Origin of the sequence: Streptomyces liliiviolaceus (assembly GCF_018070025.1) — a bacterium.
GTDB classification, from domain to species: domain Bacteria; phylum Actinomycetota; class Actinomycetes; order Streptomycetales; family Streptomycetaceae; genus Streptomyces; species Streptomyces liliiviolaceus.
Genome location: NZ_JAGPYQ010000001.1, coordinates 7,380,509 through 7,401,617 on the forward strand (window position 1 = coordinate 7,380,509; position 21,109 = coordinate 7,401,617).

General features: G+C 72.0%; 22 protein-coding genes. 12 read left to right on the top strand and 10 right to left on the bottom strand.

Going from position 1 to position 21,109, the window contains the following annotated elements; translation table 11 throughout:
• Positions 1–2: 2 nt before the first annotated feature.
• The 4 genes from J8N05_RS31535 (at position 3) to J8N05_RS31550 (ending at position 2,697) form a co-directional block, all read left to right on the top strand.
• Complete coding sequence (locus J8N05_RS31535) at positions 3–428, top strand: roadblock/LC7 domain-containing protein (RefSeq protein ID WP_107021990.1); 426 nt, start codon at positions 3–5, stop codon at positions 426–428.
• A 1-nt stretch (position 429) separates the two neighbouring features.
• Positions 430–786 carry a DUF742 domain-containing protein gene (locus J8N05_RS31540; protein ID WP_210888847.1) on the top strand — a complete coding sequence of 119 codons (357 nt, stop codon included), beginning with the start codon at positions 430–432 and terminating at the stop codon, positions 784–786.
• On the top strand, positions 773–1,387 hold the full coding sequence (locus tag J8N05_RS31545; protein ID WP_210888848.1) for a GTP-binding protein: 615 nt from the start codon (positions 773–775) through the stop codon (positions 1,385–1,387). The genes J8N05_RS31540 and J8N05_RS31545 overlap by 14 nt, the downstream gene beginning before the upstream one ends.
• Positions 1,388–1,653: 266 nt before the next feature.
• On the top strand, positions 1,654–2,697 hold the full coding sequence (locus J8N05_RS31550; RefSeq protein WP_210888849.1) for a lysylphosphatidylglycerol synthase transmembrane domain-containing protein: 1,044 nt from the start codon (positions 1,654–1,656) through the stop codon (positions 2,695–2,697).
• 52 nt (positions 2,698–2,749) lie between these two features.
• Here J8N05_RS31550 and J8N05_RS31555 read toward each other — a convergent pair whose 3' ends face one another.
• Positions 2,750–3,205: an RpiB/LacA/LacB family sugar-phosphate isomerase gene (locus tag J8N05_RS31555; protein ID WP_210888850.1), complete on the bottom strand. Its 456-nt coding sequence runs from the start codon at positions 3,203–3,205 to the stop codon at positions 2,750–2,752.
• 86 nt (positions 3,206–3,291) lie between these two features.
• Positions 3,292–4,140 carry a LysR family transcriptional regulator gene (locus J8N05_RS31560; protein WP_210888851.1) on the bottom strand — a complete coding sequence of 283 codons (849 nt, stop codon included), beginning with the start codon at positions 4,138–4,140 and terminating at the stop codon, positions 3,292–3,294.
• A 105-nt stretch (positions 4,141–4,245) separates the two neighbouring features.
• On the opposite strand from J8N05_RS31560, the gene J8N05_RS31565 reads away from it, so the two are divergent.
• Entirely contained in the window at positions 4,246–4,623 is a 378-nt protein-coding gene (locus J8N05_RS31565; protein ID WP_210888852.1) for a DoxX family protein, read from the top strand.
• A 6-nt stretch (positions 4,624–4,629) separates the two neighbouring features.
• On the opposite strand, the gene J8N05_RS31570 is transcribed toward J8N05_RS31565, so the two are convergent.
• A complete protein-coding gene (locus tag J8N05_RS31570) occupies positions 4,630–5,676 on the bottom strand; it encodes an ion transporter (RefSeq protein ID WP_210888854.1) in 1,047 nt (348 codons plus the stop codon).
• 127 nt (positions 5,677–5,803) lie between these two features.
• On the opposite strand from J8N05_RS31570, the gene J8N05_RS31575 reads away from it, so the two are divergent.
• The gene (locus J8N05_RS31575) at positions 5,804–6,259 is read left to right on the top strand and encodes a tellurite resistance TerB family protein (protein ID WP_107021983.1); all 456 of its coding nucleotides are present in this window, start codon (positions 5,804–5,806) and stop codon (positions 6,257–6,259) included.
• A 142-nt stretch (positions 6,260–6,401) separates the two neighbouring features.
• Here J8N05_RS31575 and J8N05_RS31580 read toward each other — a convergent pair whose 3' ends face one another.
• The 3 genes from J8N05_RS31580 to J8N05_RS31590 all read right to left on the bottom strand — a co-directional run bounded on the left by J8N05_RS31580 (position 6,402) and on the right by J8N05_RS31590 (position 9,305).
• Positions 6,402–7,817 carry an LCP family protein gene (locus tag J8N05_RS31580; RefSeq protein WP_210888856.1) on the bottom strand — a complete coding sequence of 472 codons (1,416 nt, stop codon included), beginning with the start codon at positions 7,815–7,817 and terminating at the stop codon, positions 6,402–6,404.
• A 159-nt stretch (positions 7,818–7,976) separates the two neighbouring features.
• A complete protein-coding gene (locus tag J8N05_RS31585) occupies positions 7,977–8,909 on the bottom strand; it encodes a M56 family metallopeptidase (protein ID WP_210888858.1) in 933 nt (310 codons plus the stop codon).
• 6 nt (positions 8,910–8,915) lie between these two features.
• Positions 8,916–9,305 carry a BlaI/MecI/CopY family transcriptional regulator gene (locus J8N05_RS31590; RefSeq protein ID WP_210888860.1) on the bottom strand — a complete coding sequence of 130 codons (390 nt, stop codon included), beginning with the start codon at positions 9,303–9,305 and terminating at the stop codon, positions 8,916–8,918.
• 319 nt (positions 9,306–9,624) lie between these two features.
• Here J8N05_RS31590 and J8N05_RS31595 point away from each other — a divergent pair, with 319 nt between their 5' ends.
• Together J8N05_RS31595 and J8N05_RS31600 are read left to right on the top strand one after the other, a co-directional pair.
• On the top strand, positions 9,625–10,200 hold the full coding sequence (locus tag J8N05_RS31595) for a TerD family protein (RefSeq protein WP_210888862.1): 576 nt from the start codon (positions 9,625–9,627) through the stop codon (positions 10,198–10,200).
• Between the two features lie 147 nt (positions 10,201–10,347).
• Positions 10,348–13,242, top strand: coding sequence for an NACHT domain-containing protein (locus tag J8N05_RS31600; protein WP_210888864.1), 2,895 nt, complete (start codon positions 10,348–10,350; stop codon positions 13,240–13,242).
• 16 nt (positions 13,243–13,258) lie between these two features.
• Here J8N05_RS31600 and msrB read toward each other — a convergent pair whose 3' ends face one another.
• From msrB to J8N05_RS31620, 4 genes are all read right to left on the bottom strand, one after another.
• Positions 13,259–13,666, bottom strand: a complete 408-nt coding sequence (gene msrB / locus J8N05_RS31605; protein ID WP_210888866.1) for a peptide-methionine (R)-S-oxide reductase MsrB — start codon at positions 13,664–13,666, stop codon at positions 13,259–13,261.
• 28 nt (positions 13,667–13,694) lie between these two features.
• The gene (gene murC, locus J8N05_RS31610) at positions 13,695–15,095 is read right to left on the bottom strand and encodes a UDP-N-acetylmuramate--L-alanine ligase (protein WP_210888868.1); all 1,401 of its coding nucleotides are present in this window, start codon (positions 15,093–15,095) and stop codon (positions 13,695–13,697) included.
• Positions 15,096–15,456: 361 nt separating this feature from the next.
• Positions 15,457–15,930, bottom strand: a complete 474-nt coding sequence (locus tag J8N05_RS31615; protein ID WP_210888870.1) for an indole-3-glycerol phosphate synthase — start codon at positions 15,928–15,930, stop codon at positions 15,457–15,459.
• Between the two features lie 188 nt (positions 15,931–16,118).
• A complete protein-coding gene (locus J8N05_RS31620) occupies positions 16,119–16,982 on the bottom strand; it encodes a pyrimidine reductase family protein (RefSeq protein ID WP_210888872.1) in 864 nt (287 codons plus the stop codon).
• Here J8N05_RS31620 and zapE point away from each other — a divergent pair.
• From zapE to J8N05_RS31640, 4 genes are all read left to right on the top strand, one after another.
• Positions 16,981–18,123, top strand: coding sequence for a cell division protein ZapE (gene zapE, locus J8N05_RS31625; RefSeq protein WP_407699947.1), 1,143 nt, complete (start codon positions 16,981–16,983; stop codon positions 18,121–18,123). The two genes, J8N05_RS31620 and zapE, sit on opposite strands and share 2 nt — an antisense overlap.
• Before the next feature lie 230 nt (positions 18,124–18,353).
• A complete protein-coding gene (locus tag J8N05_RS31630; RefSeq protein WP_210888877.1) occupies positions 18,354–18,776 on the top strand; it encodes a hypothetical protein in 423 nt (140 codons plus the stop codon).
• Between the two features lie 169 nt (positions 18,777–18,945).
• Positions 18,946–19,536: a carbonic anhydrase gene (locus J8N05_RS31635; RefSeq protein ID WP_210888878.1), complete on the top strand. Its 591-nt coding sequence runs from the start codon at positions 18,946–18,948 to the stop codon at positions 19,534–19,536.
• Positions 19,533–21,068, top strand: a complete 1,536-nt coding sequence (locus J8N05_RS31640; protein WP_210888879.1) for a SulP family inorganic anion transporter — start codon at positions 19,533–19,535, stop codon at positions 21,066–21,068. The genes J8N05_RS31635 and J8N05_RS31640 overlap by 4 nt, the downstream gene beginning before the upstream one ends.
• Positions 21,069–21,109: the final 41 nt, after the last annotated feature.

Here is a 21,109-nt window from a genome sequence, read left to right on the forward strand (position 1 = left end):
AAATGACACGCCCCATCCCTGCCACGCACAGTCAGCTCGACCAGCTGCTCACCGGACTGGTGGACCGGGTCGCCGAGGTGAACCAAGCCGTCGTGCTCTCCGAGGACGGACTGGTCGTCAGCAGGTCCACGGGGTTCCTGCGGGACGACGCCGAGCGGCTGGCGGCGACCGCGTCCGGACTGATGAGCCTCAGCAAGGGCGTCAGCATGGACTTCCGCGGCGGGCCCGTACGGCAGGCGCTCATCGAGATGGCCAACAGCTATCTGATCCTCACCACGGCGGGGCCCGGTGCCCATCTGGCCGTGCTCACCAACCGGGGCGCGGACGTCGGAGTGGTCGCGTACCAGATGAACATGCTGGTCAAGAAGATCGGCGAGCATCTCAGCGCGGCACCGCGGGCCGGCGTCGCCACCGACTCCGGCGAGTGAAGTGAACGGAGGCGACTCGGCGGGCCGGCTCGTCCGGCCGTTCACGCTGACCGGCGGGCGCACCCGGCCCAGCCGCGCCGACTTCACCCTCATCACGTCGGTGACCACGGTGGATCCGCCGCCCGCCCGGGCCGCGCGACCGCAGCCCGAGCACGCCCGGATCCTGCGGCTGTGCGCGAAGCCGCTCGTGGTGGCGGAGCTGGCCGCCCAGCTGGATCTGCCGGTGAGCGTGGTCTGCATCATGCTCTGCGATCTGCTGGAGGCGGGCCGGATCACCGCCCGGGCACCGCGTGAGATCTCCCGCACCACGGACCTGGACCTGCTGCAGAAAGTGAGGGACGGCCTTGGCCGGCTCTAGCCCCGTCATCCAGGGGACCTCAGCACCCGACACGGTGAAGATCCTGATCGCCGGCGGGTTCGGCGTGGGCAAGACCACCATGGTCGGCTCGGTCAGCGAGATCGTGCCGCTGCGCACGGAGGAACCGCTCACCGCGGCCGGCCTGGGCGTCGACGACCTGGGCGGCATCCCGGAGAAGCACGCCACCACGGTGGCCCTGGACTTCGGGCGGATCACGCTCAGCCAGGAACTCGTGCTGTATCTCTTCGGCACGCCCGGGCAGCAGCGCTTCTGGTTCATGTGGAACGACCTGGCCATCGGCGCCCTGGGGGCCGTGGTGCTGATCGACGTCCGCCGCCCGGAGTCCAGCTTCGCCGCCATCGACTTCTTCGAGCGGCGGGGCATCCCGTTCGTCGTCGGCGTCAACGGCTTCCACGGCGAGCATCCCTACGAGCCCGACGAGATCCGGGAGGCCCTGGCGCTGCCGGCGAACGCGCACGTGCTGCTGTGCGACGCCCGGGACCGGGACTCGTGCCGGGACGTACTGATCGCGCTGATCGACCAGTTGATAGCGACCTCGTCCCAGAGCAACGGGAACGGGCGGCCCGGCGAGCCGGCCTGAGAGGCGATGGGCCGGGAGCGGGCGGGCCGGGCGGCGGGCGGGCCCGGTGGTGAGTGACCCCGGTAGCGGGTGGGCTTGAGACCTGGTGGGCGTGGGCACAACAAAGAAGCCGGAGCCGTGTGCGCGACGGCGGGCCGTCCACGCCCCGTCGGCTTGCGGACACCATGGCGTCACACCGGGTGGGCATGTTTCGGCCGTCCCCTCCTGCCTCGCCGTGACCGTCCGCCCGCCCCGCGCGGGTATGACGCGGAAGGACGACGTGCGCCGTGTCCTCGCTCCCGCTCGAATCCGTCCCCCGGGCGCTCCCCACGCCCGCCCCCGCTCCACCCCTCTCCCCCGTCCCCTCGCCCGATCCGGGTCCCTCCCGCCTCCCCGCGGTCGGGCGCCCCGTCCGCTGGGCCGTGACCCTGCTCCCGCTGGCGCTGATCGCGGCCTGGGCGGCGGCCGACTGGCGGACCGTCCGCGACGGATCCGCCCGGCTGGCCGCCGCCGACCCCTGGTGGCTGCTCGCCGCGGTCCTGTGCACCTGCCTGGGCTGGGTGGCCGCCGCGTGCGTACGCCAGGGCGCCATCCCGGACCGGCTGCCGCCGGGACCGCTGCTCGCCTCGCAGTTCGCCGCCGGTGCCGCGAACCACGTACTCCCGGCGAGCATCGGCGCCCACGCCGTCACCCTGCGCTTCCTCCAGGGCCGGGGCATCCCCCTGGCGCGCGCCACCGCCTCGCTCGCGCTGTACTCCCTGGTCAGACCGATCGCCAAGACGATGGTGCTGCTGGTCTTCGTGGTGGCCTACCCGGATCTGCTGCACCTCGGTGAACTGGTCCCGGACGAACGGACCATGGCCCTGGTCGCCGGGTCCGTCGCCGCCGGGTTCGGCGCGGCCGCGCTGCTCGTGACGACCGTACGTCCGCTGCGCCGCCCGGCCCTGGACTGCGTACGCACCGCCCTGACCGACGTACGGCTGCTGCACCGGCGGCCCGCCCGGATCGCCGCCCTCTGGGGCGGGGCGGTCGCGACCCCGCTGCTCCAGGGCAGCGTGATCGCCACGGTCGGCTTCTCGCTCGGGCTCCCGCTGTCCTGGGCCCAGGTGGTGCTCGCCCTGCTCCTGGCCAGTACGGCGGTCGGGGCCGTGCCCGCGCCCGGCGGGATCGGGCCCGTGGACGCGGCGCTGGTGTTCACCATGGTCGCGTTCGGCGCCCCCGTGGGCATCGCGGCGGCGACCGTCGTCGGCTATCGCGTCCTGACGGTCTGGATACCGCTGCTGCCGGGCGCGCTGGTGCTGTCGGCCCTGGTGCACCGCAGGGTGCTGTGAACGGCGGGGGTCGCCCCGCCCCAACCACCGGCTACCGGCTACCGGCTACCGGCTATGAAGGCGGCCCGCCGCGATCGATCTCTGCCACATGGGACACGTTCTCGCGGTCGTCGGCGTCCGTACTGGGCTCGGCGTCGAACCACGCGTCGAGGATCTCCTTGAGCAGCGGTCCGGACGTCAGCCGCAGCCCGAGGGCCAGTACGTTGGCGTCGTTCCAGCGGCGGGCGCCGTCGGCCGTGTAGGCGTCCGTGCACAGCGCGGCCCGTACGCCCGTCACCTTGTTCGCGGCGAGCGACGCGCCCGTGCCGGTCCAGCAGCACACGACCGCCTGGTCCGCCCGCCCGGCGGCGACATCACGCGCCGCCGCCTCCGAGCACACCGCCCACCGCGCGTCGCCCCCGGGCTCCAACGCCCCGTACGCCAGCACCTCGTGGCCGCGCTCGCGCAGTTCCGCGACCAGCGCGCGGGCCACGGGTTCGTCCATGTCGGAGGAGACGGAGATCCGCATGCGCCGGAGACTACCGGGAGGGACCGGCGGACATCCATCGGCCGCCACCCGTCACCCGTCATCCAGCGCCCGGCACCCGGCGCTCCTCATCCATAGGCGGCGACCGCGACCCGGACGAACGAGTCGCGTACGGGGTTCGCGGCGCCCTGGTTCCAGGCCAGCACCACGCGGCTCGGCGGCATGTCGATCAGCGGTACCACCGTGAGCCCCCGCCCCGGCGCGTGGCCGAGGAGCGTCATACCGACCGTGCCGTTCCACAGAACGGCCTGCCGGCACTCCTGCACCGCCCGCACCACGAGCCCCTCGCGGGGTTCCCCACCGTTCCAGTACGACTGCCAGAGCGGATCGGTGCCCGCCGGGAACCGGAACCAGCGGCGGCCGGTCAGGTCGGCCAGCTTCAGGCTCTCGCGACGGGCCAGCGGATCGTCGGCGCGCAGCAGCGCCCCCACGGGGTCGGCCCGCAGTTCGCGCACGGCGAGCCCGGTCTCGTCGAACGGCCCGCGGGTCAGGGCGATGTCGACCGCTCCGGCGCGCAGCCCGCAGGTCGGGTCGGTGAGGTCGGTCTCGCGGACGCGGACCTCGACGTGCGGGTGCAGCCGGCGATGGGCGGCGGCCAGCCTGAGCGCGCCCGGGTCCGTGCTGTCCCCGAGAATGCCGACGGTCAGGGGCGCGGCACCGGCCGCCGCGGCCACGCGTTCGCGGATCCGGTCGGCCCGGCCGAGCAGGTCGCGCGCATCGTCGAGCAGCAGCGCCCCCGCCGCGGTGAGGGCGACCCCGGCGGAGGACCGGTCGAACAGCGCGGCGCCCAGCTCGCTCTCCAGGCGCCGGATCGCCCGGCTCAGCGGCGGCTGGCTCATGTGGAGCCGGGTGGCGGCCCGGCCGAAGTGGAGTTCCTCGGCGACCGCCACGAAGTAGCGCAGCGTGCGTAGCTCCATGGGCGCCACGATAGCCAGCCCGCCACCTCGACCGATACCCGTACGGTATCGAGGTGCCGGAACAGGTCTTGGACAGCCGGGGCGCCCCCGCAGTGTGATCGAGGCATGACGACTGACGCACTCGAACCCGCCTACTGGATCGTCGCCGGACTGCTCGCCCTCTTCTACCTCTACGGGGGCGGGGTCAAGGTGGTCAGGAGCCGTGAGGGGCTGCGCCCGATGATGGCCTGGGTGGACAGCACACCGATGCCGGCCGTCAGGGCGATCGGCGTGATCGAGGTGCTGGGCGCGATCGGGCTGATCCTGCCGCCGCTGACCGGCATCGCGCCCTGGCTGGCCCCGGTCGCGGCCACCGGATTCGTGGTCCTGCAGATCGGCGCGACCGGGGTGCACCTGAGGCTCGGGGACCGGCGGATCGCCCTCAACATCGTGCTGCTCCTCACCGCCGCGGTGACCGTCTGTTGGGCGACGGCCTGGCTGTGAGCGCGTTCACCCCGGGTGCGGCCCGCGGGTGAGGGGGTTCGGGGCCGGGTCCGGACCGGGAGCTGGGGCGGGGGCGGGGGCCGTGGCCGGGGCCGGGGCAATCCTCTCCGCCTCGTGCGGTGCGGGCGCGAAGACCCGGTGAAGACCCGCTTCGAGATCGTCGAGGGCCCGCCGCGCGGTCACGATCCGCTCGCGCAGCTCGCGTTCGGCCTCGATCCCCGCGAGCTGCAACGGCGTCGGCACCGGCACCGGCACCGGCACCGCGGGGAGTACGCCGGCCGCCCCGCTCGCCTCCTCCTGCTCGCGCTCCAGTTCGCGGGCCTCGTCGAGGGAGCTGATGACGACCCCGATGAGCACATTGACGAGGACGAAGGAGGCGAGCAGCACGTAGGAGGCGTAATAGACGATGCTCCAGCGGGAGATCTCCAGGCCCGCGCGGACCGAGTCGCCGAGGCCGTCCAGGGTCATCAGGAGGAAGAGGGTGAGCACGGCGCGGCCGAGGGAGCCGAAGTGCTCGGGGTCGCTCTCGGCGAAGGCGACCCAGCCGACCATCGCGTAGACGTAGAGCAGCAGGGCGCCGACGATCAGGAAACTCATGGTGCCGGGCAGGCTGCGGCCCACGGCGACGAGGAAGACGCGCAGCTGGGGCAGGAACCTGGCCGTGCGCAGGACGCGGGCCAGGCGCAGCAGCCGCAGGATGGTGCCGTTCTCGCGGACGACGGGCAGGAACGCGGAGAACACGACGGCCAGGTCGAACAGGTTCCACGGATCGCGGAAGAACTCCCGCGGGCGGTCCGCGTGGGCGCCCGCGCGCAGCAGGATCTCCACCGTGAAGGCCGCCAGGAAGCAGTGCTCGACGAGTTTCAGCTGTCCGTGCCAGTGGTGGACGACGCCCGTGTAGGTCTCGATGCCGAGGACCAGCGCGTTGGCGATGATCAGCCCGAAGACCGCGGCGCCGAACCAGCGGGCCTCGGTGACGCCGCGACAGCGTGCGGCCAGGGCGGCCCGGGAACGGCGGGTGCCGGGTAAGTGTGTGGCCGCGTCGTCCGTCATCGCGCGCTTCCAGCTCCCTCTTCGTGAAGTCGTGCACCCCCGCTTATTTCTACACTACTGTAGAAATAAGCGATGCCCGGGCCGTTCCAGGCCGACCGGGCACACCTCTCATGCATACGGAGATCTCATGGCCCTGTGGGACCGCATCAAGGATTCCGCGTCGACGATGCAGAACCAGCTGGTGGCGAAGAAGAACGACCTCAAGAGCGGTGCCTTCCGCGACGCCTCCATGGCGATGTGCGCGCTGGTCGCCGCCGCCGACGGCACGATCGACCCGTCCGAGCGCCGCCGGGTGGCCCAGCTCATCGCCACCAACGAGGTGCTGCAGAACTTCCCCGCCGACGACCTCCAGCGCCGCTTCGACGCCAACCTCGACAAGCTGGTCGCGGACTTCGACTTCGGCAAGGTCAGTGTGTTGCAGGAGATCGCCAAGGCCAAGAAGAAGCCCGCCGAGGCGCGTGCCGTGGTCCAGATCGGCATCGTCATCGGCGGCGCCGACGGCGACTTCGACAAGACCGAGCAGGCCGTCGTCCGCGAGGCGTGCTTCACCCTCGACCTGCCGCCGCACGAGTTCGACCTCTGACAACCACCGCTGCCGGAACGGGCCGGGCGGACGGGACGGGCGGGGCGGACGGGGCGACGACCTCGTCCACCTCGCCCGTCCCGCATGTTCCGCCCGTCCCGCATGTTCCGCTCGTTCCACATACTCCGCATGTTCCGGCAGGTCACAGAATCCCGTCGGGGTCGAGACCGGTTCCCACCGTCAGGGTCACCACGCCCGCGGCGGTGTCCGACCCCTGCGCGGCCCGGGTGTCGGGCAGCCGCGACGCGAGCACCTTCGCCTGCGCGCCCATCCCCTGCGGATAGGTGGCCGTGGTGGCGCGGGTCGTCTCCGGGGCGTTGCCCGTGCCGACGACGGTGAACCCGGCCTGGCGCAGTTTCGCGGCGACGACGGCGGCCCGCCCCGAGACGCCGGTGCCGTTGAGGACCTGGACGCGGACACCGGACGCGTATATCAAGTCGTCCTTGGCCTCGGCCTGCAGTGCCTTCTTGTCGACCTCCTTGTCCTTGGCCAGGGAGGTGAACAGGTCGTCGGCCTGCGGGTACTGCCACACGACGTTGGCCTTGTCGGCGGCCACGTCCGCCTCCCGCGGGTAGTTGGGCACGGTGAGGAAGGTCAGCCTCTTGCTCGGGATGCCCTTCACCTCGGACGCGAGGGCGTACAGCGGCTTGATGCCGGCCAGGTCCTCGTCGGTGGTCAGGGACTTCGTGGCCGACTGGAGGAAGTCGTACAGCGAGGTCGGGCTGGTCAGCTTGGACTGCGCCTTCTCGGCCAGCGCCTCCATGAACTCCTGCTGGCGGCCGATGCGCCCGAGGTCGGACCCGTCGCCGACGCTGTACCGGGCGCGTACGTAGCCGAGCGCCTCCTCGTCCTTGACGGTCTGGCAGCCGGCTTCCAGGTCCAGGTGGGCCTTCTCGTCGTGGATGGCCTCCTCGGGGCAGACCTCGATGCCGTCCAGGGCGTTGACCATGCCCTTGAAGCCCTGGAAGTCGACGGACATGAAGTGGTCGATACGCAGTCCGGTGTTGGCCTCGACCGTCTTGATGGTGCAGGCGGCGGCTCCCGCGACCTCGCCGCCGAGACCGCCGATCGCGAACGCCTCGTTGATCTTGGCGTGGTGCGGGGCGGAGGTGGTGTCGTCGCCCTTCTCGCACGCGGATATCTGCACCCAGGAGTCGCGCGGGAACGACACCACGGTCGCCCATTTCCGGTTGGCCGGGACGTGCATCACCATCAGGGTGTCCGACTGCATGGTGCTCAGGCCCTTGCCGTACTTCCCGTTGTCGCCGTCACGGCTGTCCGAGCCGACGACCAGGATGTTCTTCGAGCCCGGACTGAGGTTCTCGGGACGGTCCCCGCCGAGCTTGTTGTCGATGTCGGCGGCGCCGATGTTGCCGTTCAGGTCCTGGTATATCCACACGCCGACCCCGGCCGTGCCGAGGACGAGCACCGCGAACACCCCCGCCGTCCACGCGACGATCCGGCCCCGCCGTGTCAGCTTCGTCGGCCGCGCCGAACGCGCGCCCCGCCCCGACCTGCTTCCGGCCGGAGCGTGCCGCCGCTGTCCCCTACCGCCCACAGGCGCCCCTTTCCCCGCGCTCGGCCTCCATCCGGCCGGCCCCTGACTCACGAGCGCTCAGCGCCCCCGTACTCCGATCGGCGAAACTCTACATTCATGTAGAGATACGGGCGGGGGGTGGGTACGACTCACCCCGCCGGCCGCCCGCCGGGCCCGTGCTCACAGCGGCGTCGCCGCGTGCAGGATGAGGACCATCGTCACCGCGGAGTTCGCGGAGGACAGCGCGGACACCGCGGTCCCGGCCGCCGCGCCCCACGCGGCGAGGCCCACCGTGGTGAACACCGACGGCCAGGTGCGCGGCACGGGCGCGGGGCCGAGCAGCGCGGCGACCCGGCGCGGCACCGGGCCCGGCGCGGCGAGGCCCGCGAGCGTGGGCACCGGGGTGCCGCGGGAGACCAGGGCGGCCTTGCCGATCGCGCAGGCCACGGCCCGGCGGCTGCCGACCACCTGCGCGGCCTCCTCGTCCGCCCACCGTTCCGTCGTGTAGGACACGGCCGTGCACAGCGGACGCAGGAACGGGTTGGCGCGCGCGGCCAGCTGGGCGGCGAGCAGGAACCGGTGGTGACGGGCGGCCAGATGGGCGCGCTCATGGGCGAACAGGGCGCGCCGCTCGGCCGGTTCGAGACAGGAGAGCAGCGCGGTGGTCACCACCACCCGGTCGCGGCGCCCGCCGGGGAGGGCGTAGGCGTACGGCACCTCGTCGGGCAGGACGGCCACCTCGGTGCCGGGCAGGTCGGCGAGCGCCAGGTGGGCGCTGCGGCGGACCCGCCGGTGCCGGTGCAGCGTGCGCCCGCAGACCAGCAGCACCGCGAGGAGCGCCGGGATCGCCAGCTTCCCGGCGATCTCGTCGTACGGCACGGCCTCGCGCACCTCGGGGTCCGACCAGCCGTCGGGCAGCGGGTTGCCGGGCAGCTGGGCCGTGCCGACCACCATCAGCAGTCCCAGGCAGACCGTGCTGCACACCGCCATGACCACGGCGAGCCCGGTCAGCAGCCGGGTGGCGGTCCGCGGATACAGCCGCAGCTCGGCGAGCCGGGCGATCGGCCACGCCGTCAACGGCAGGACCAGCGGCAGAAAGACGAACAACCCCATGAGGCTTCAGTCTTCCCTCTCCGCCTCGGGGTGGGCCAGCAGTTCACGCAGGAGTCGCTCGTCGTTCGGCTCCAGGGACGTCACGAAGCTCGCGAGTACGGCTTCCCGGTCCCGTTCGCCGTCGAGGACCCGGCGCATCCGGCGGGCGGCCAGACCCGCCTCGTCCGACGCCGCGGTCCAGGCGAAGGACCGGCCGACGCGTTCCCGGGTCACGGCGCCCTTGGCCAGCAGCCGGGTCAGGATCGTGATGACGGTCGTGTAGGCGAGGTCGCCGCCCAGCCGCTCCTGCACCCAGCCCGCCGTCGCGGGTCCCTCCGCCGCGCGCAGGGCAGCCAGGATCTGGGCCTCCAGCTCACCCTGTCCCCGCCGCGGGGGACGCCGCCGCTGGTCCGTCACGCCCTGTCTCCCTTCCGCCGACTCCGAAACACGGGCGGTCCATCGTATCGACGCCGGACGGCCGGCCATGACGCCCGGGCCCGCCGCCACGCGCCGACCGGCACGGACCGGACGCCGGGGCCGGCGCTCCGGCAAGCGCGCACCGGCCCGCCCCTCCGGCCCCACCCTTCACCTCCGTACGGCACGACGGAGCCACGACGAAGACGCCGCCTCTTCCCCTTTTTCTACAGTGTTGTAGATTTCATAACGGGGTCCCGGACGGGTACCCGCCCCTCACGCACCGAGCAAGCATCGAGCACACATCGAGAAGGAGTACGCAGTGGGAGTTTCCCTGGCCAAAGGCGGCAATGTCTCGCTCAGCAAGGAGGCGCCCGGCCTGACCGCCGTGCTCATCGGCCTCGGCTGGGACGTACGGACCACGACCGGCGCGGACTACGACCTCGACGCCTCGGCCCTGCTGCTCGACGCCTCCGGCAAGGTCCTGTCCGACCAGCACTTCGTGTTCTACAACAACCTCACGAGCCCGGACGGCTCGGTCGAGCACACCGGTGACAACCTCACCGGCGAGGGCGAGGGCGACGACGAGTCCGTCAAGGTGAACCTCGCGGGCGTACCGGCCGAGGTCGACCGGATCGTCTTCCCGGTCTCCATCCACGACGCCCACGCCCGCGGGCAGAGCTTCGGACAGGTCCGGGGCGCCTTCATCCGCGTCGTCAACCAGGCCGGCGGCGCCGAGATCGCGCGCTACGACCTGTCCGAGGACGCCGCCACCGAGACCGCGATGGTCTTCGGCGAGCTGTACCGCCACGGCACCGAGTGGAAGTTCCGCGCGGTCGGCCAGGGCTACGCCTCAGGGCTCGCGGGCATCGCCGCCGACTTCGGCGTCAACGTCTGACACAGCGCCGACCTCCGACACGGACCGCCCGCCCCCGGGCCTGATCCCCGGGGGCGGGCCCGGCACGGCCCCGCCGGACGGGGCCCCGCCGCGCCACCCGGGCGTATTCTCCGAACAGCCACCGGCACAGGCGCGAGGGGGAGCGCTATGCGGCACGTGCGGTACGTGGTCTGGGGCGGCGCGTTCGTGGCGACATCGGCGGTGCTCGCCGTCGCCGTCATGAACGGGGAACTCGGCGACACCACGATTCTGACCACCGTCCTCGGCTTCGGGATCGCCGCGACGGGGCTCGCCCTGAATCTGGCGCGCACCTCCGCCGACGGGGAACGCCCTTCACCGGCCGAGGTCCTGGACGCACGCGCCGAGCAACTGGCGGCGGCGGTCGAACAGCAGTGGCAGTCCGAGTGGCGGCTGCGACGCCTCCAGGACCCGGAACCCATCGCGGTGCACTGGTCCTCCGCGGAACCCTGGCTGGCCGATCCGCGGGAGCCCGGCACGGACGGACGCGCACCGGACGACCGGCTGGAGAACATCGCGGCCGCGCTGGACCGCGTGGCGTCGCGGCGACTGGTCGTCCTGGGCGAGCCGGGCAGCGGCAAGACCGTACTCGCCGTCCGGTTCACGCTGGACGTCCTCGCGTCACGGGACCCGGGGGCGCCCGTGCCCGTGGTGGTGTCGATGTCGGACTGGCGCCCGCAGAGCGAGAGCCTCGACACCTGGCTGGCGCGGTACCTCGCCGGCCACTATCCCGGTGCGTCCTGGGCCCGTGAACTCCTGGACGCCGGCCGGGTGATCCCCGTCCTCGACGGCCTCGACGAGATGGCCCCTCCGCTGCGCACCTCGGCCGTGCGCCGGCTGAACACGGACCTCGACGTCGGCCGCCCGCTGCTCATGACCTGCCGCTCGGCCGTGTACGCCGACGTCGTGCGATCCAGCGACGTCCTCACATCGGCGGCGGTCGTGGAACTGCAGCCCCTCGACTTCGAGACGGCGGCCGCCTATCTGCTGCGTACCGCCCGCCCCACCCGCGGCCCCGGCGGCACCCGCACCACCGCCTGGCACCCGGTGATCGACCGCCTGCGGACCGATCCCGGCGCCCACCCCTGCACCGCGTTACGAGCCGTACTGCGCACACCGCTGATGGTGACCCTCGCGAGGACCGCCTACGACGACACGGACGCCGACCCGGCCGAACTCCTCGACGACGGCGGACGGGACGACCGGGCACAACGGCAAGCGCGGTTGGAGGCGCATCTGCTGGACGCCTTCGTACCGGCCGCCTACCGGGACGACAACCGCCGGGTGGACACGGCACTGCACACCCTCGGCTTCCTGGCCCGCCACCTGGAGCGGCAGGGATCACGCGAACTCGCCTGGTGGGAACTGCGCCGCGAACTGCCTCTGCCGCTGCGGACGATGGGGCCCGTGCTGGTTGTCGGGGCCCTTGCCGCGGCGGTCATCGTGCTGACGACGGGATCGGAACGCGGCTGGGCGGTCCTCATCACAGCCGGCTTTCTGGTTCCCCTCTGCGTCGGGCAGGCCTTGTTCCTGCGGAGCGACAGCGGTCTCGCAGGCGGGCTCGGACCGGACGGATCCACGAGGACCGGGCGCGCACGCGTACCCCGTGAACTCGTCTGGGTACTGATGGGAGCCGTACCGCTCGGACTCGTCGTAGGCATGGCAGGAAGCCTCAGCCTGAATTCCTACGCCACCCCGGTGCAAAGGTGGCCGTGGCTGGGAAACGGTGCTCTGGCCATGACCGGAGGCCTGGGCCTGGCAACCGCCATCGGGGTTCTCGGCCTGCTGGGGAGACCGGTCCCCAGCACCGTTCCGCTCACGACCGGACGGGGCGGGCACTCCTGGCGCCGACGCGCCCTGGCGAGCCTGGTCGTGCTGGCGGCTGCGGCGATCGGCGTCCTGGTACCGGCCGCGCTGATGCTTCCCTTTCGTATCAGCGTGCTCTGCGCCACGGCTCTGGGGATCGCGGTGACCGTCGCGCTCTGGCCGAACCCCGGCGCGGCGGGCCGAACCCTCTCCCCGCCCCGGGCAACCGCCGGTCGCCGGGCACGCCCGCGCGGCCAGGTACTTTCCGTCGTGGGGCGCGGCATGGTCAAAGGACTGGCGGCGGGATTGCTGCTCGGTCTGGCGTTCGGCGTCAGCAACGGCTCCGCAGTGGCCGTCCGGGCCGCCGTGGACCGGGACGACTACCCAGCGGGCGGTTCGTGGCACACGTCCGCCGATGGCGGCAGAGTGCTCGTGGCCCACGGTTGGAGCCACCGGAGACTCGCGGACGGCACGCGCGTCGTGTCCACGCCCGGTCCTGTCCGCTGGGCCGTGGACCGACAGAGCGACGGTGCTGTCTACTCGATGACCATGACCAGTTTCGCCGCGGGCTGCACCGGTGTGTGCGAGACCTTCAACAGTCCGGTCGAACTGCACGAGCATCCCGATCGGGGAGACCTGCTGGCGAAACTGCCCGACGGCACCTTCGCAGAGGACTGGGACCTGCAGGACGAACTGCCGCCGGCCAGCAGAGGCTGGCTGCAGTTGAGCGCCCCCGAAGCGCTCTTCGGCCGGGCCACGGGCGAGGGACTCGCCTTCGGACTCTCCCTCGGCCTGGTCAGCGGCCTGACGGTCGCGCTCCACCGCTGGCTGGTCAGCCCCACCGACATCGCCAGGGCCGGTACCCCTCTGGACGGTCTGCGCGCGGACGGGGCGACGGCCGTGAGCCGCGGCGTCCTCCTGTTCCTGATCGCCTCCGCCAACGCGGCCCTCGTGTTCCGGTCCTGGTTCGATACGACGTTCGCCGATGGGTCACTCGTGATCTGGCTGATCACCGCACCCCTCGCCATCGCCCTGAGCGCCTGGGGCTGGCTGCTCGTCACCCGGCTGTGGCTGTGCGGCACGGGCCGGCTGCCCTGGCGTCTGATGCGCTTCCTCGAAGACGCCCACCGCAGAGGAGTGCTCCGGCAGGCGGGCGCCCTGTACGAGTTCCGGCACGCCCGCCTTCAGGAACGGCTGGCCACGAGGCTCGACGTATGAGCCTCGTGCGCCCTCGTCAGCCCTCGGTCGGCGTCAGCTTCAGCGAGATGCTGTTGATGCAGTACCGCTGGTCGGTCGGCGTCGGGTAGCCCTCGCCCTCGAAGACGTGTCCGAGGTGCGATCCGCAGCGGGAGCAGCGGACCTCGGTCCGTGACATCCCGTGCGAGCGGTCCTCGATCAGCTCGACCGCGTCGGAGTCCTTCGGGTCGTAGAAGGACGGCCAGCCGCAGTGCGACTCGAACTTCTCCGTGGAGGTGAAGAGCTCCGCTCCGCACGCCCGACAGGAGTAGACGCCCTTCGTCTTGGTGTCGGTGTACTCACCGCGGAACGCCGGCTCCGTGCCGGCCTGGCGCAGGACGGTGTACTCGGCCGGGCTCAGCTCCGCACGCCACTGCTCGTCCGGCTTCTCGATGTCGTACGACATGAAGCTCAACCCCTCTACTCAGGTACCGCTACTTCGACAGGCGGGTCAGGATCTCGGGTCCGAGGTCCGTCACGTCTCCCGCGCCCATGGTGAGAACGAGATCACCGGGCTTCGCCATTCCCGCCACCACCGCGGGTACCTGTGACATGTCGTGCACCGGCGTCACGTCCGCGCCCGCCGCCCACGCCGCGTCGATGATCAGCTCGCTCGTCACGCCCGGGATCGGGTCCTCGCGGGCCGGGTAGATGTCCAGGACCAGCGAGGCGTCCGCCAGGGACAGGGCCTGGCCCATCTCCTTGCCCAGTTCCTGGGTACGCGAGAAGAGGTGGGGCTGGAAGACGACCAGGATGCGGGAATCGCCGGCCGCCGCCCGCATCGCCTCCAGGTCCGCCGTCATCTCCGTCGGGTGGTGCGCGTACGAGTCGATGACCTGCACGCCCGCTTCCTCGCCCTTGAGCTGGAGGCGCCGCTTCACCCCCGTGTACGAGGCGAGGGCGGGGGCCAGCTCGGCCGCGGGGATGCCCAGGGCCACGCCCGCCGCCAGCGCCGCCACCGCGTTGTGCGCGTAGTGGCGGCCGGGCACGGAGACCGTGAAGGTGAGCGTGGAGCCGTGCAGCTCGACGGTCACCTCGCTCTTCAGTCCCTGCGGGACCACGGACAGCACGCGTACCTCGGCGTCCTCGGACTCTCCGTACGTGACCACCTCGATGGTGTCCCTGACGGCGTCCGGCAGCCGCCGGGTCAGCTCGCGCGCGCCCTCCTGGTCGGCGGCGATCACCAGGGTCCCGCCCGGCACGATCTTGCCGGCGAACGTCTCGAAGGACTCGTAGATCTCGTCCATGGACGCGTAGTTGGCGTGGTGGTCCAGCTCCACGTTCAGCACGATCGCCACCTCGGGCGCGTACTTGTGGAAGCTGCGGTCCGATTCATCCGCCTCGGCGACGAAGATCTCGCCGTCGCCGTGCAGGGCGTTGGAGCCGGGGACGTCGAGGTCGCCGCCGATCGCGTACGACGGGTCCAGGCCCAGGGTCGACAGGGAGACCGCCAGCATCGACGTCGTGGTGGTCTTGCCATGGGTGCCGGCCACGGCGATGGGCCGCAGACCGTCCATCAGGCGGGCGAGGGCGTCCGAGCGGTGGACGACCGGGATGCCCAGCTCGGCGGCGCGGGCCAGCTCCGGGTTGTCGGCGCGGATCGCCGAGGAGACGACCACGCAGGTGGCGTCCGCCGCGAGGTGGTCCGCGGCGTGCCCGATGTGGACGGTGGCGCCCTGCGCGCGCAGGGCCTCTGCGGTCGCGGAGTCCTTCGCGTCGCTGCCCGCCACCGCGGCCCCGCGCTGCGCGAGGATCTTCGCGATCCCGGACATCCCGGCCCCGCCGATGCCGATGAAGTGCGGTCGATCCATGGCGGTAGGAAGGCCGGGTGCCATACGTGTTTCTCCCAGGATGCGGCTGTGACGATGAGCGCCCCCACCCTATTCGCTACGCGCGCCCGAGGCGGGGGCCGGTCGCGCCGTTCCCCGCGCCCGCCAGAGCCAAAAGACTGCGCAGTTCCCCGCGCCCCTGGGTGGGACGGGGCGAAGCCCCTCCCCGAGGGGCGCGGGGAACGGCGCGAGCAACCCCCACCGAACCCGCACGTCAAGGGGCGCGGGGAACTGCGCAATCGTTAGGGCCCATCCCCACCGTCCCGCGGACGAACACGGTTTCAGGGGCGCGGGGAACTGCGCGAACGGCCCCCACCGGACCCGCACCCGAAGCACCGGACCGGCGGCAGCCGGGCGGCAGCCGAACTCACACCTTGCTGTGCGAGAACAGCTTCAAGACCGGCACCCCCACCTTGTGCCGCGCCCGCGACGCCCAGTCCCGGTGGAAGAACTCCTCCACGTAGTGCGGATCGGTCAGCACGATCACCTCGTCCGCCCCCACCTCGTCGACGAGCGCCTTCAACGCGTCCAGCGGATGCGCCTCGATCAGCCGCCCCCGCGCCTCACTCCCGGTGGCGCGCAGCGCGACCAGCGACACCTCCAGGGCCCGCTGCCCCTGCCCGACGGCCTCCGCGCCCTCGGGCGTCTCGTTCTCGCGGGCCGCCTCGTCCAGTTCGCCGAGCGCCACGTCGTCGATGGCCCGCAGGAGCCGGTCCGCCTGGTCGCCGCGGGGCTGGAGCAGTACGTGGAAGTCCACGCCCTCCTCGCCGTGCAAGGTGGTGACGAATTCCACGTCCGCGGAGGTGAGGGCCTTCTCGATCATCAATACGCTCGTGAACACGACAAACGCCCTTCTCATCCGTGGGCCGTTCGTAGACCCCTGCGGAAACCATCCTGCCCCGTGACCGCACGGGGCCTGCGATTTTCAGTGTGCCCGGCGAAAGCTAACCGGAACAGCCGATTCCACTACTTTGTCCGGGCCCGGTTCCTCGACCAGGTCCGAGATCAAGACCGAGATCAAGACCGAGATCAGGTCCGACGGTAACGGCTGAAGAGGAACCCGGCCTCTTCCAGCAAGGACGTCAGTTCGAACCGGCTCGGCACCGCGACGGACGGCCCGCCCGCGATCCGCTGCGCGTCCCCGGCGGTGAGCATCGGGGACACCGTCAGACACAGCTCGTCGAGGACACCGGCCGCGACCAGCTGGCCGAGCAGCCGGGGCCCGCCCTCCGTCAGCAGCCGGCGCAGGCCCAGGTCGGCGAGCGCGCGGACGGCCCGCGCGGGGTCCACCCCCGTGCCGTCGCCCGCGATCACGACCCGCGCCCCGGCCTTCTCGGCAGCGGCGATCCGGTCGGGCGCCGCCGCGGCTCCCGTGAGCACCAGCGTGGGAAGCAGCGGCGAGGTGAAGAGCGGAAGCGAGAAGTCCAGATCGAGGCTCGCGCTCACCACGGCGATCGCGGGCGCCGGGCCCTGTCCCGCCGCGGCCCGGCGCGCGGCGAAGTCCTCACGGGCCCGCGCGGGCCGGTACCCCTCCTGCCGTACCGTTTCCGCACCGACGAGCACGACGTCCGCCAGTGCGCGCAGCGTGCCGAAGATCCGCATGTCGGCGGCGCTGGAGATCGGCTGCGAACGCCCGTCGTGCTGGGCGGCCCCGTCGAGCGTGGAGACCATGTTGGCCCGCAGCCACGGCTCGGACCCCGCGGACCCCGCGACACCGGCAGCGGATCCCGCGACACCCGCGCCGGGTCCCGCGGCGTCCACCGGATAGGCGTACGCCTCGGCCAGTTCATCGAGTCCCCATTCCCGGGCCGCGGTCGCCGCGCCCGGCGTACCGGGTACCCCGTCCGAGGCCGGGGCTGCTGTCTCGTCGGTCACAGGGAACAGGCGTCGCATGTCGTGCAGTCTGGCACGAGACGTAGAGTGGGGAACCGTGTCAACCTCCACCACCGCCTCCGGATTCGGCCCGATAGCCGACGCGACCCCGTCGTCCCTGTGCGCCCGCGAGCCGCGCGTCCCCGCGGACCGGCTGGTCGCCGAGATGGTGCCGCCGCCGCGCTTCGACTCGGTCCGCTTCGACACGTACATCCCGGATCCGAACCAGCCGAGCCAGACCGAGGCCGTGCGGGTCCTGGCCGGTTTCGCGGCGGGTCTCGGCGGGGCACCGGCCGACGCGGGCAAGCGCGGTTTCCTCGGGCTCGGCTTCGGCAGGAAGCCCGCGAAGGCCCCGGCGGGCCCCCGCGGTGTCTATCTGGACGGCGGTTACGGCGTCGGCAAGACACATCTGCTCGCCTCCCTGTGGCACGCGACCCCGGCGGAGCCCGCGCTCAAGGCCTTCGGCACGTTCGTGGAGCTGACGAACCTGGTCGGCGCCCTCGGTTTCCAGCAGACCGTCAAGACGCTGAGCGGCCACCGGCTGCTGTGCATCGACGAGTTCGAGCTGGACGACCCCGGTGACACCGTCCTGGTGTCCAGCCTGCTCGCCCGGCTGGTAGAGGCGGGGGTGGCGCTCGCCGCGACCTCCAACACCCTGCCGGGCAAGCTCGGCGAGGGCCGGTTCGCCTCGGTCGACTTCCTGCGGGAGATCCAGGGCCTGTCCGCCCACTTCAAGTCGCTGCGCATCGACGGCGACGACTACCGCCACCGCGGACTGCCCGAGGCCCCGGCCCCGTACTCGGACGAGCAGGTCACGAAGGCCGCGTACGCGACGCCGGGCGCCTCGCTCGACGACTTCCCGCATCTGCTCGACCATCTGGCCCGGGTGCACCCCAGCCGGTACGGCGCATTGACGGACGGGATCGAGGCGGTCTGTCTCACGGACGTCCAGCCGGTTCCGGACCAGTCCACCGCGCTGCGGCTCGTGGTCCTCGCCGACCGGCTGTACGACCGCGAGGTGCCGGTACTCGCCTCGGGGATGCCGTTCGACCGGCTGTTCAGCGAGGAGATGCTGAACGGCGGCTACCGCAAGAAGTACTTTCGCGCCATCTCCCGGCTCACGGCGCTGGCACGGGACGCCAAGGGACTCGTACAGGACTGACCGTCCGACCGCCCGCCCCCCCACCGGCCGGTCGCGCCGCCCGCGCCCGCTGTCCGGTCCGGCCGCGTACGCCTGCCGCTCGGCGATTTCCGGCCTGCCACCGACGCTCTTCGGCCCTCTTCAGGCTCTCTTCAGGGTGAAACGTTAAGTTAACCCAGCAAACAACTTCCCGAGTTAACGTTCGTGTCAGCAAGGGAATACCCGACCTGGAACCGGCCGAGAGGGGGCCCATGCGACGAGGTACGACGGTCCGGACACTGTTCGCCGTTCTCGCCGCGGTCCTGCTGGCCCTGCAGCTCTCCGCCACCACCACAGCGTTCGCACCCGCGTTCGCATCCGCGCACACACCGCGGCTCGCCGGACCCGGGGAAGGCGTCCGGGAAGGCGTCTGGCAAGGCCCCGAAGCCAGGGCCGAGTTCGTCACCTGTGGCGACACCTCGCACACGCACGGTCCGACCGGCCCCCTGCGCACCCGCGACCGGATCCGGGTCGCGGACCACGTCGCCCCGGCCGCCGCGCGCCTCCTGCTCTGCAAGGACGTCACGGTCGTCCACGAGGACCCGTCGCACACCGCGGCCCCCGCGGCGCACCACCGTACGACGAGATCCTCGACGGCCCACTCCTCGGCGGCACTCCAGGTCTTCCGCTGCTGAGAGCACCGGCTCAGACCTGAACACCGGGCACGAAGCGACTCCGACCTGACCCACCCCTCACCACGCCACGTCCGCCGAGCGCGTCGACGTGGGGTCATGTCGCCGTACCCGCATGCGCTCCGTTTTTGTACACCGACGCGCCCTCACGCGCGCCAGGAGGAACTGACACATGCAGCCCCTGATCGATCACGCACGCTCCTTCCGCAAGCAGTCCGCGGACCGCCCGGAGGAGTTCGCCCGACTCGCCGAAGGCCAGTCCCCGCAGGTCCTGTTCATCACCTGCTCCGACTCGCGGGTCGTCCCGGCCCTGATCACCGGAGCCCGGCCCGGTGAACTCTTCGAACTGCGCACGGCAGGCAACATCGTCCCCCCGCACACCTCTTCGCACCCCACCAGCGAGGCCGCCACCATCGAGTACGCGGTGGAGGTGCTCGGGGTGACGGACGTCGTCGTCTGCGGCCACTCCCACTGCGGCGCCGTCGGCGCGCTGGTACGCGGCGACGACCTGACCGCCGTACCCGCGGTGCGCGACTGGCTCGCGCACTCGACCCCGCGCCCCGACGGCGCCACGCAGGACCCGACCGTCACCGAGGCCGTGCAGAACCACGTCCTGACCCAACTCCTGCGGCTGCGCTCGTACCCGTGCGTGGAACGGCGACTGACGGACGGTCAACTGCGCCTGCACGGCTGGTTCTACGAGGTCCACACCGGGTCCGTCCTCGCGCACGACGTCCCCTCCGACTCCTTCGAGGCGCTGTGAGCGCCGCGACGGGCACGCCCGCGACCGACGGCGGGACGGACCCGGGCCGGCACCCTCGATTCCCCTTCCTGCGGCAGGACTTCGCCGCCTCGCTCGTCGTCTTCCTGGTGGCCCTGCCGCTGTGCGTGGGCGTGGCCGTGGCGTCGGGCGTACCCGCCGAACTCGGCCTGATCACCGGCATCGTGGGCGGTCTGGTCACCGGGCTGCTGCCCGGCAGCAGCCTCCAGGTCTCGGGCCCGGCCGCGGGTCTGACCGTGCTGGTCTTCGAGGCGGTGCGCGCGTACGGACTGGCCGTGCTCGGTGTCATCGTCCTGGTCACCGGTCTCATCCAACTCGCCATGGGCGCGATGAAGTTGGGCCGCTACTTCCGCGCCATATCGGTGGCCGTCGTGGAGGGCATGCTGGCGGGCATCGGCCTGGTCCTGATCGCCGGCCAGCTCTACTCGCTGGCCGGCGCCGAGGCCCCCGCCTCGGGGCTGGGCAAGCTCGCCGGACTGCCGGGGCTCGTCGCCGACTCCGTCGGATCCACCGCCGCGCTGACGTCCTTCGGGCTCGGCGCCGCCACCGTCGCCGTACTCGTGCTGTGGAAGCACCTGCCGGCCAAGGTCCGTACGGTGCCTGGGGCGCTGGCCGCGGTGGCGCTCGCCACGCTCGCGACGCTGGCGTTCGACCTGCCGGTGGCGACGGTGGAGGTACGGGGACTGCTCGACTCGATCCAGCTGCCGGGGCTCGAAGCCGTCGGCGGGCTGGCCAGCGTGGGCGTGCTCGGCACGGTCCTGGCGTTCGTGCTGATCGCGTCGGCGGAGTCGCTGTTCAGCGCCGCCGCCGTGGACCGGCTGCACGACGGGCCGCGCACCGAGTACGACAAGGAACTGATGGCGCAGGGCGCGGGCAACACGGTCTGCGGGCTGCTCGGCGCGCTGCCGATGACCGCGGTGATCGTGCGCAGTTCGGCGAACGTGTCCGCGGGCGCCCGTACGAAGGCGTCCCGGGTGCTGCACGGGGTGTGGCTGCTGCTGTTCGCGGCGCTGCTGCCCGCCGCGCTCGCCTACATCCCGCTTCCCGCGCTCGCGGGCATCCTGGTGCACGCGGGCTGGAAGCTGATCCCGCTGCGCTCGATCGCGGCGCTGTGGCGCGGTCACCGGGGCGAGGCGCTGATCCTGGTGGTCACGGCCGTGTCGATCGTCGCGGTGAACATGTTCGAGGGCGTGCTGATCGGGCTCGCGCTCGCCGTCGCCAAGACCGCGTGGGAGGCCTCGCACATCAAGCTGGAGGTCATAGACAAGGGGGCCGGTCCCGTGCAGGCGTACCTGTCGGGCAACGCCACCTTCCTGCGGCTGCCGAAGATACTGGACGACCTGGAAGCGCTGCCGAAGGACCGTCCGGTGACGGTGGACCTGTCCGGGCTGCACCACCTGGACCACGCGTGCCGGACGGCACTGGAGAACTGGTCCCAGCGGCACAGCGAGAAGGGGACCGAGCCGGTGAAGGTCACCACTCCGGCCCCGAAGGTCACCACTCCGGCTCCGTAGGCCCAGGCACCCGAACCGGCACAGGCACTGGTACTGGCACT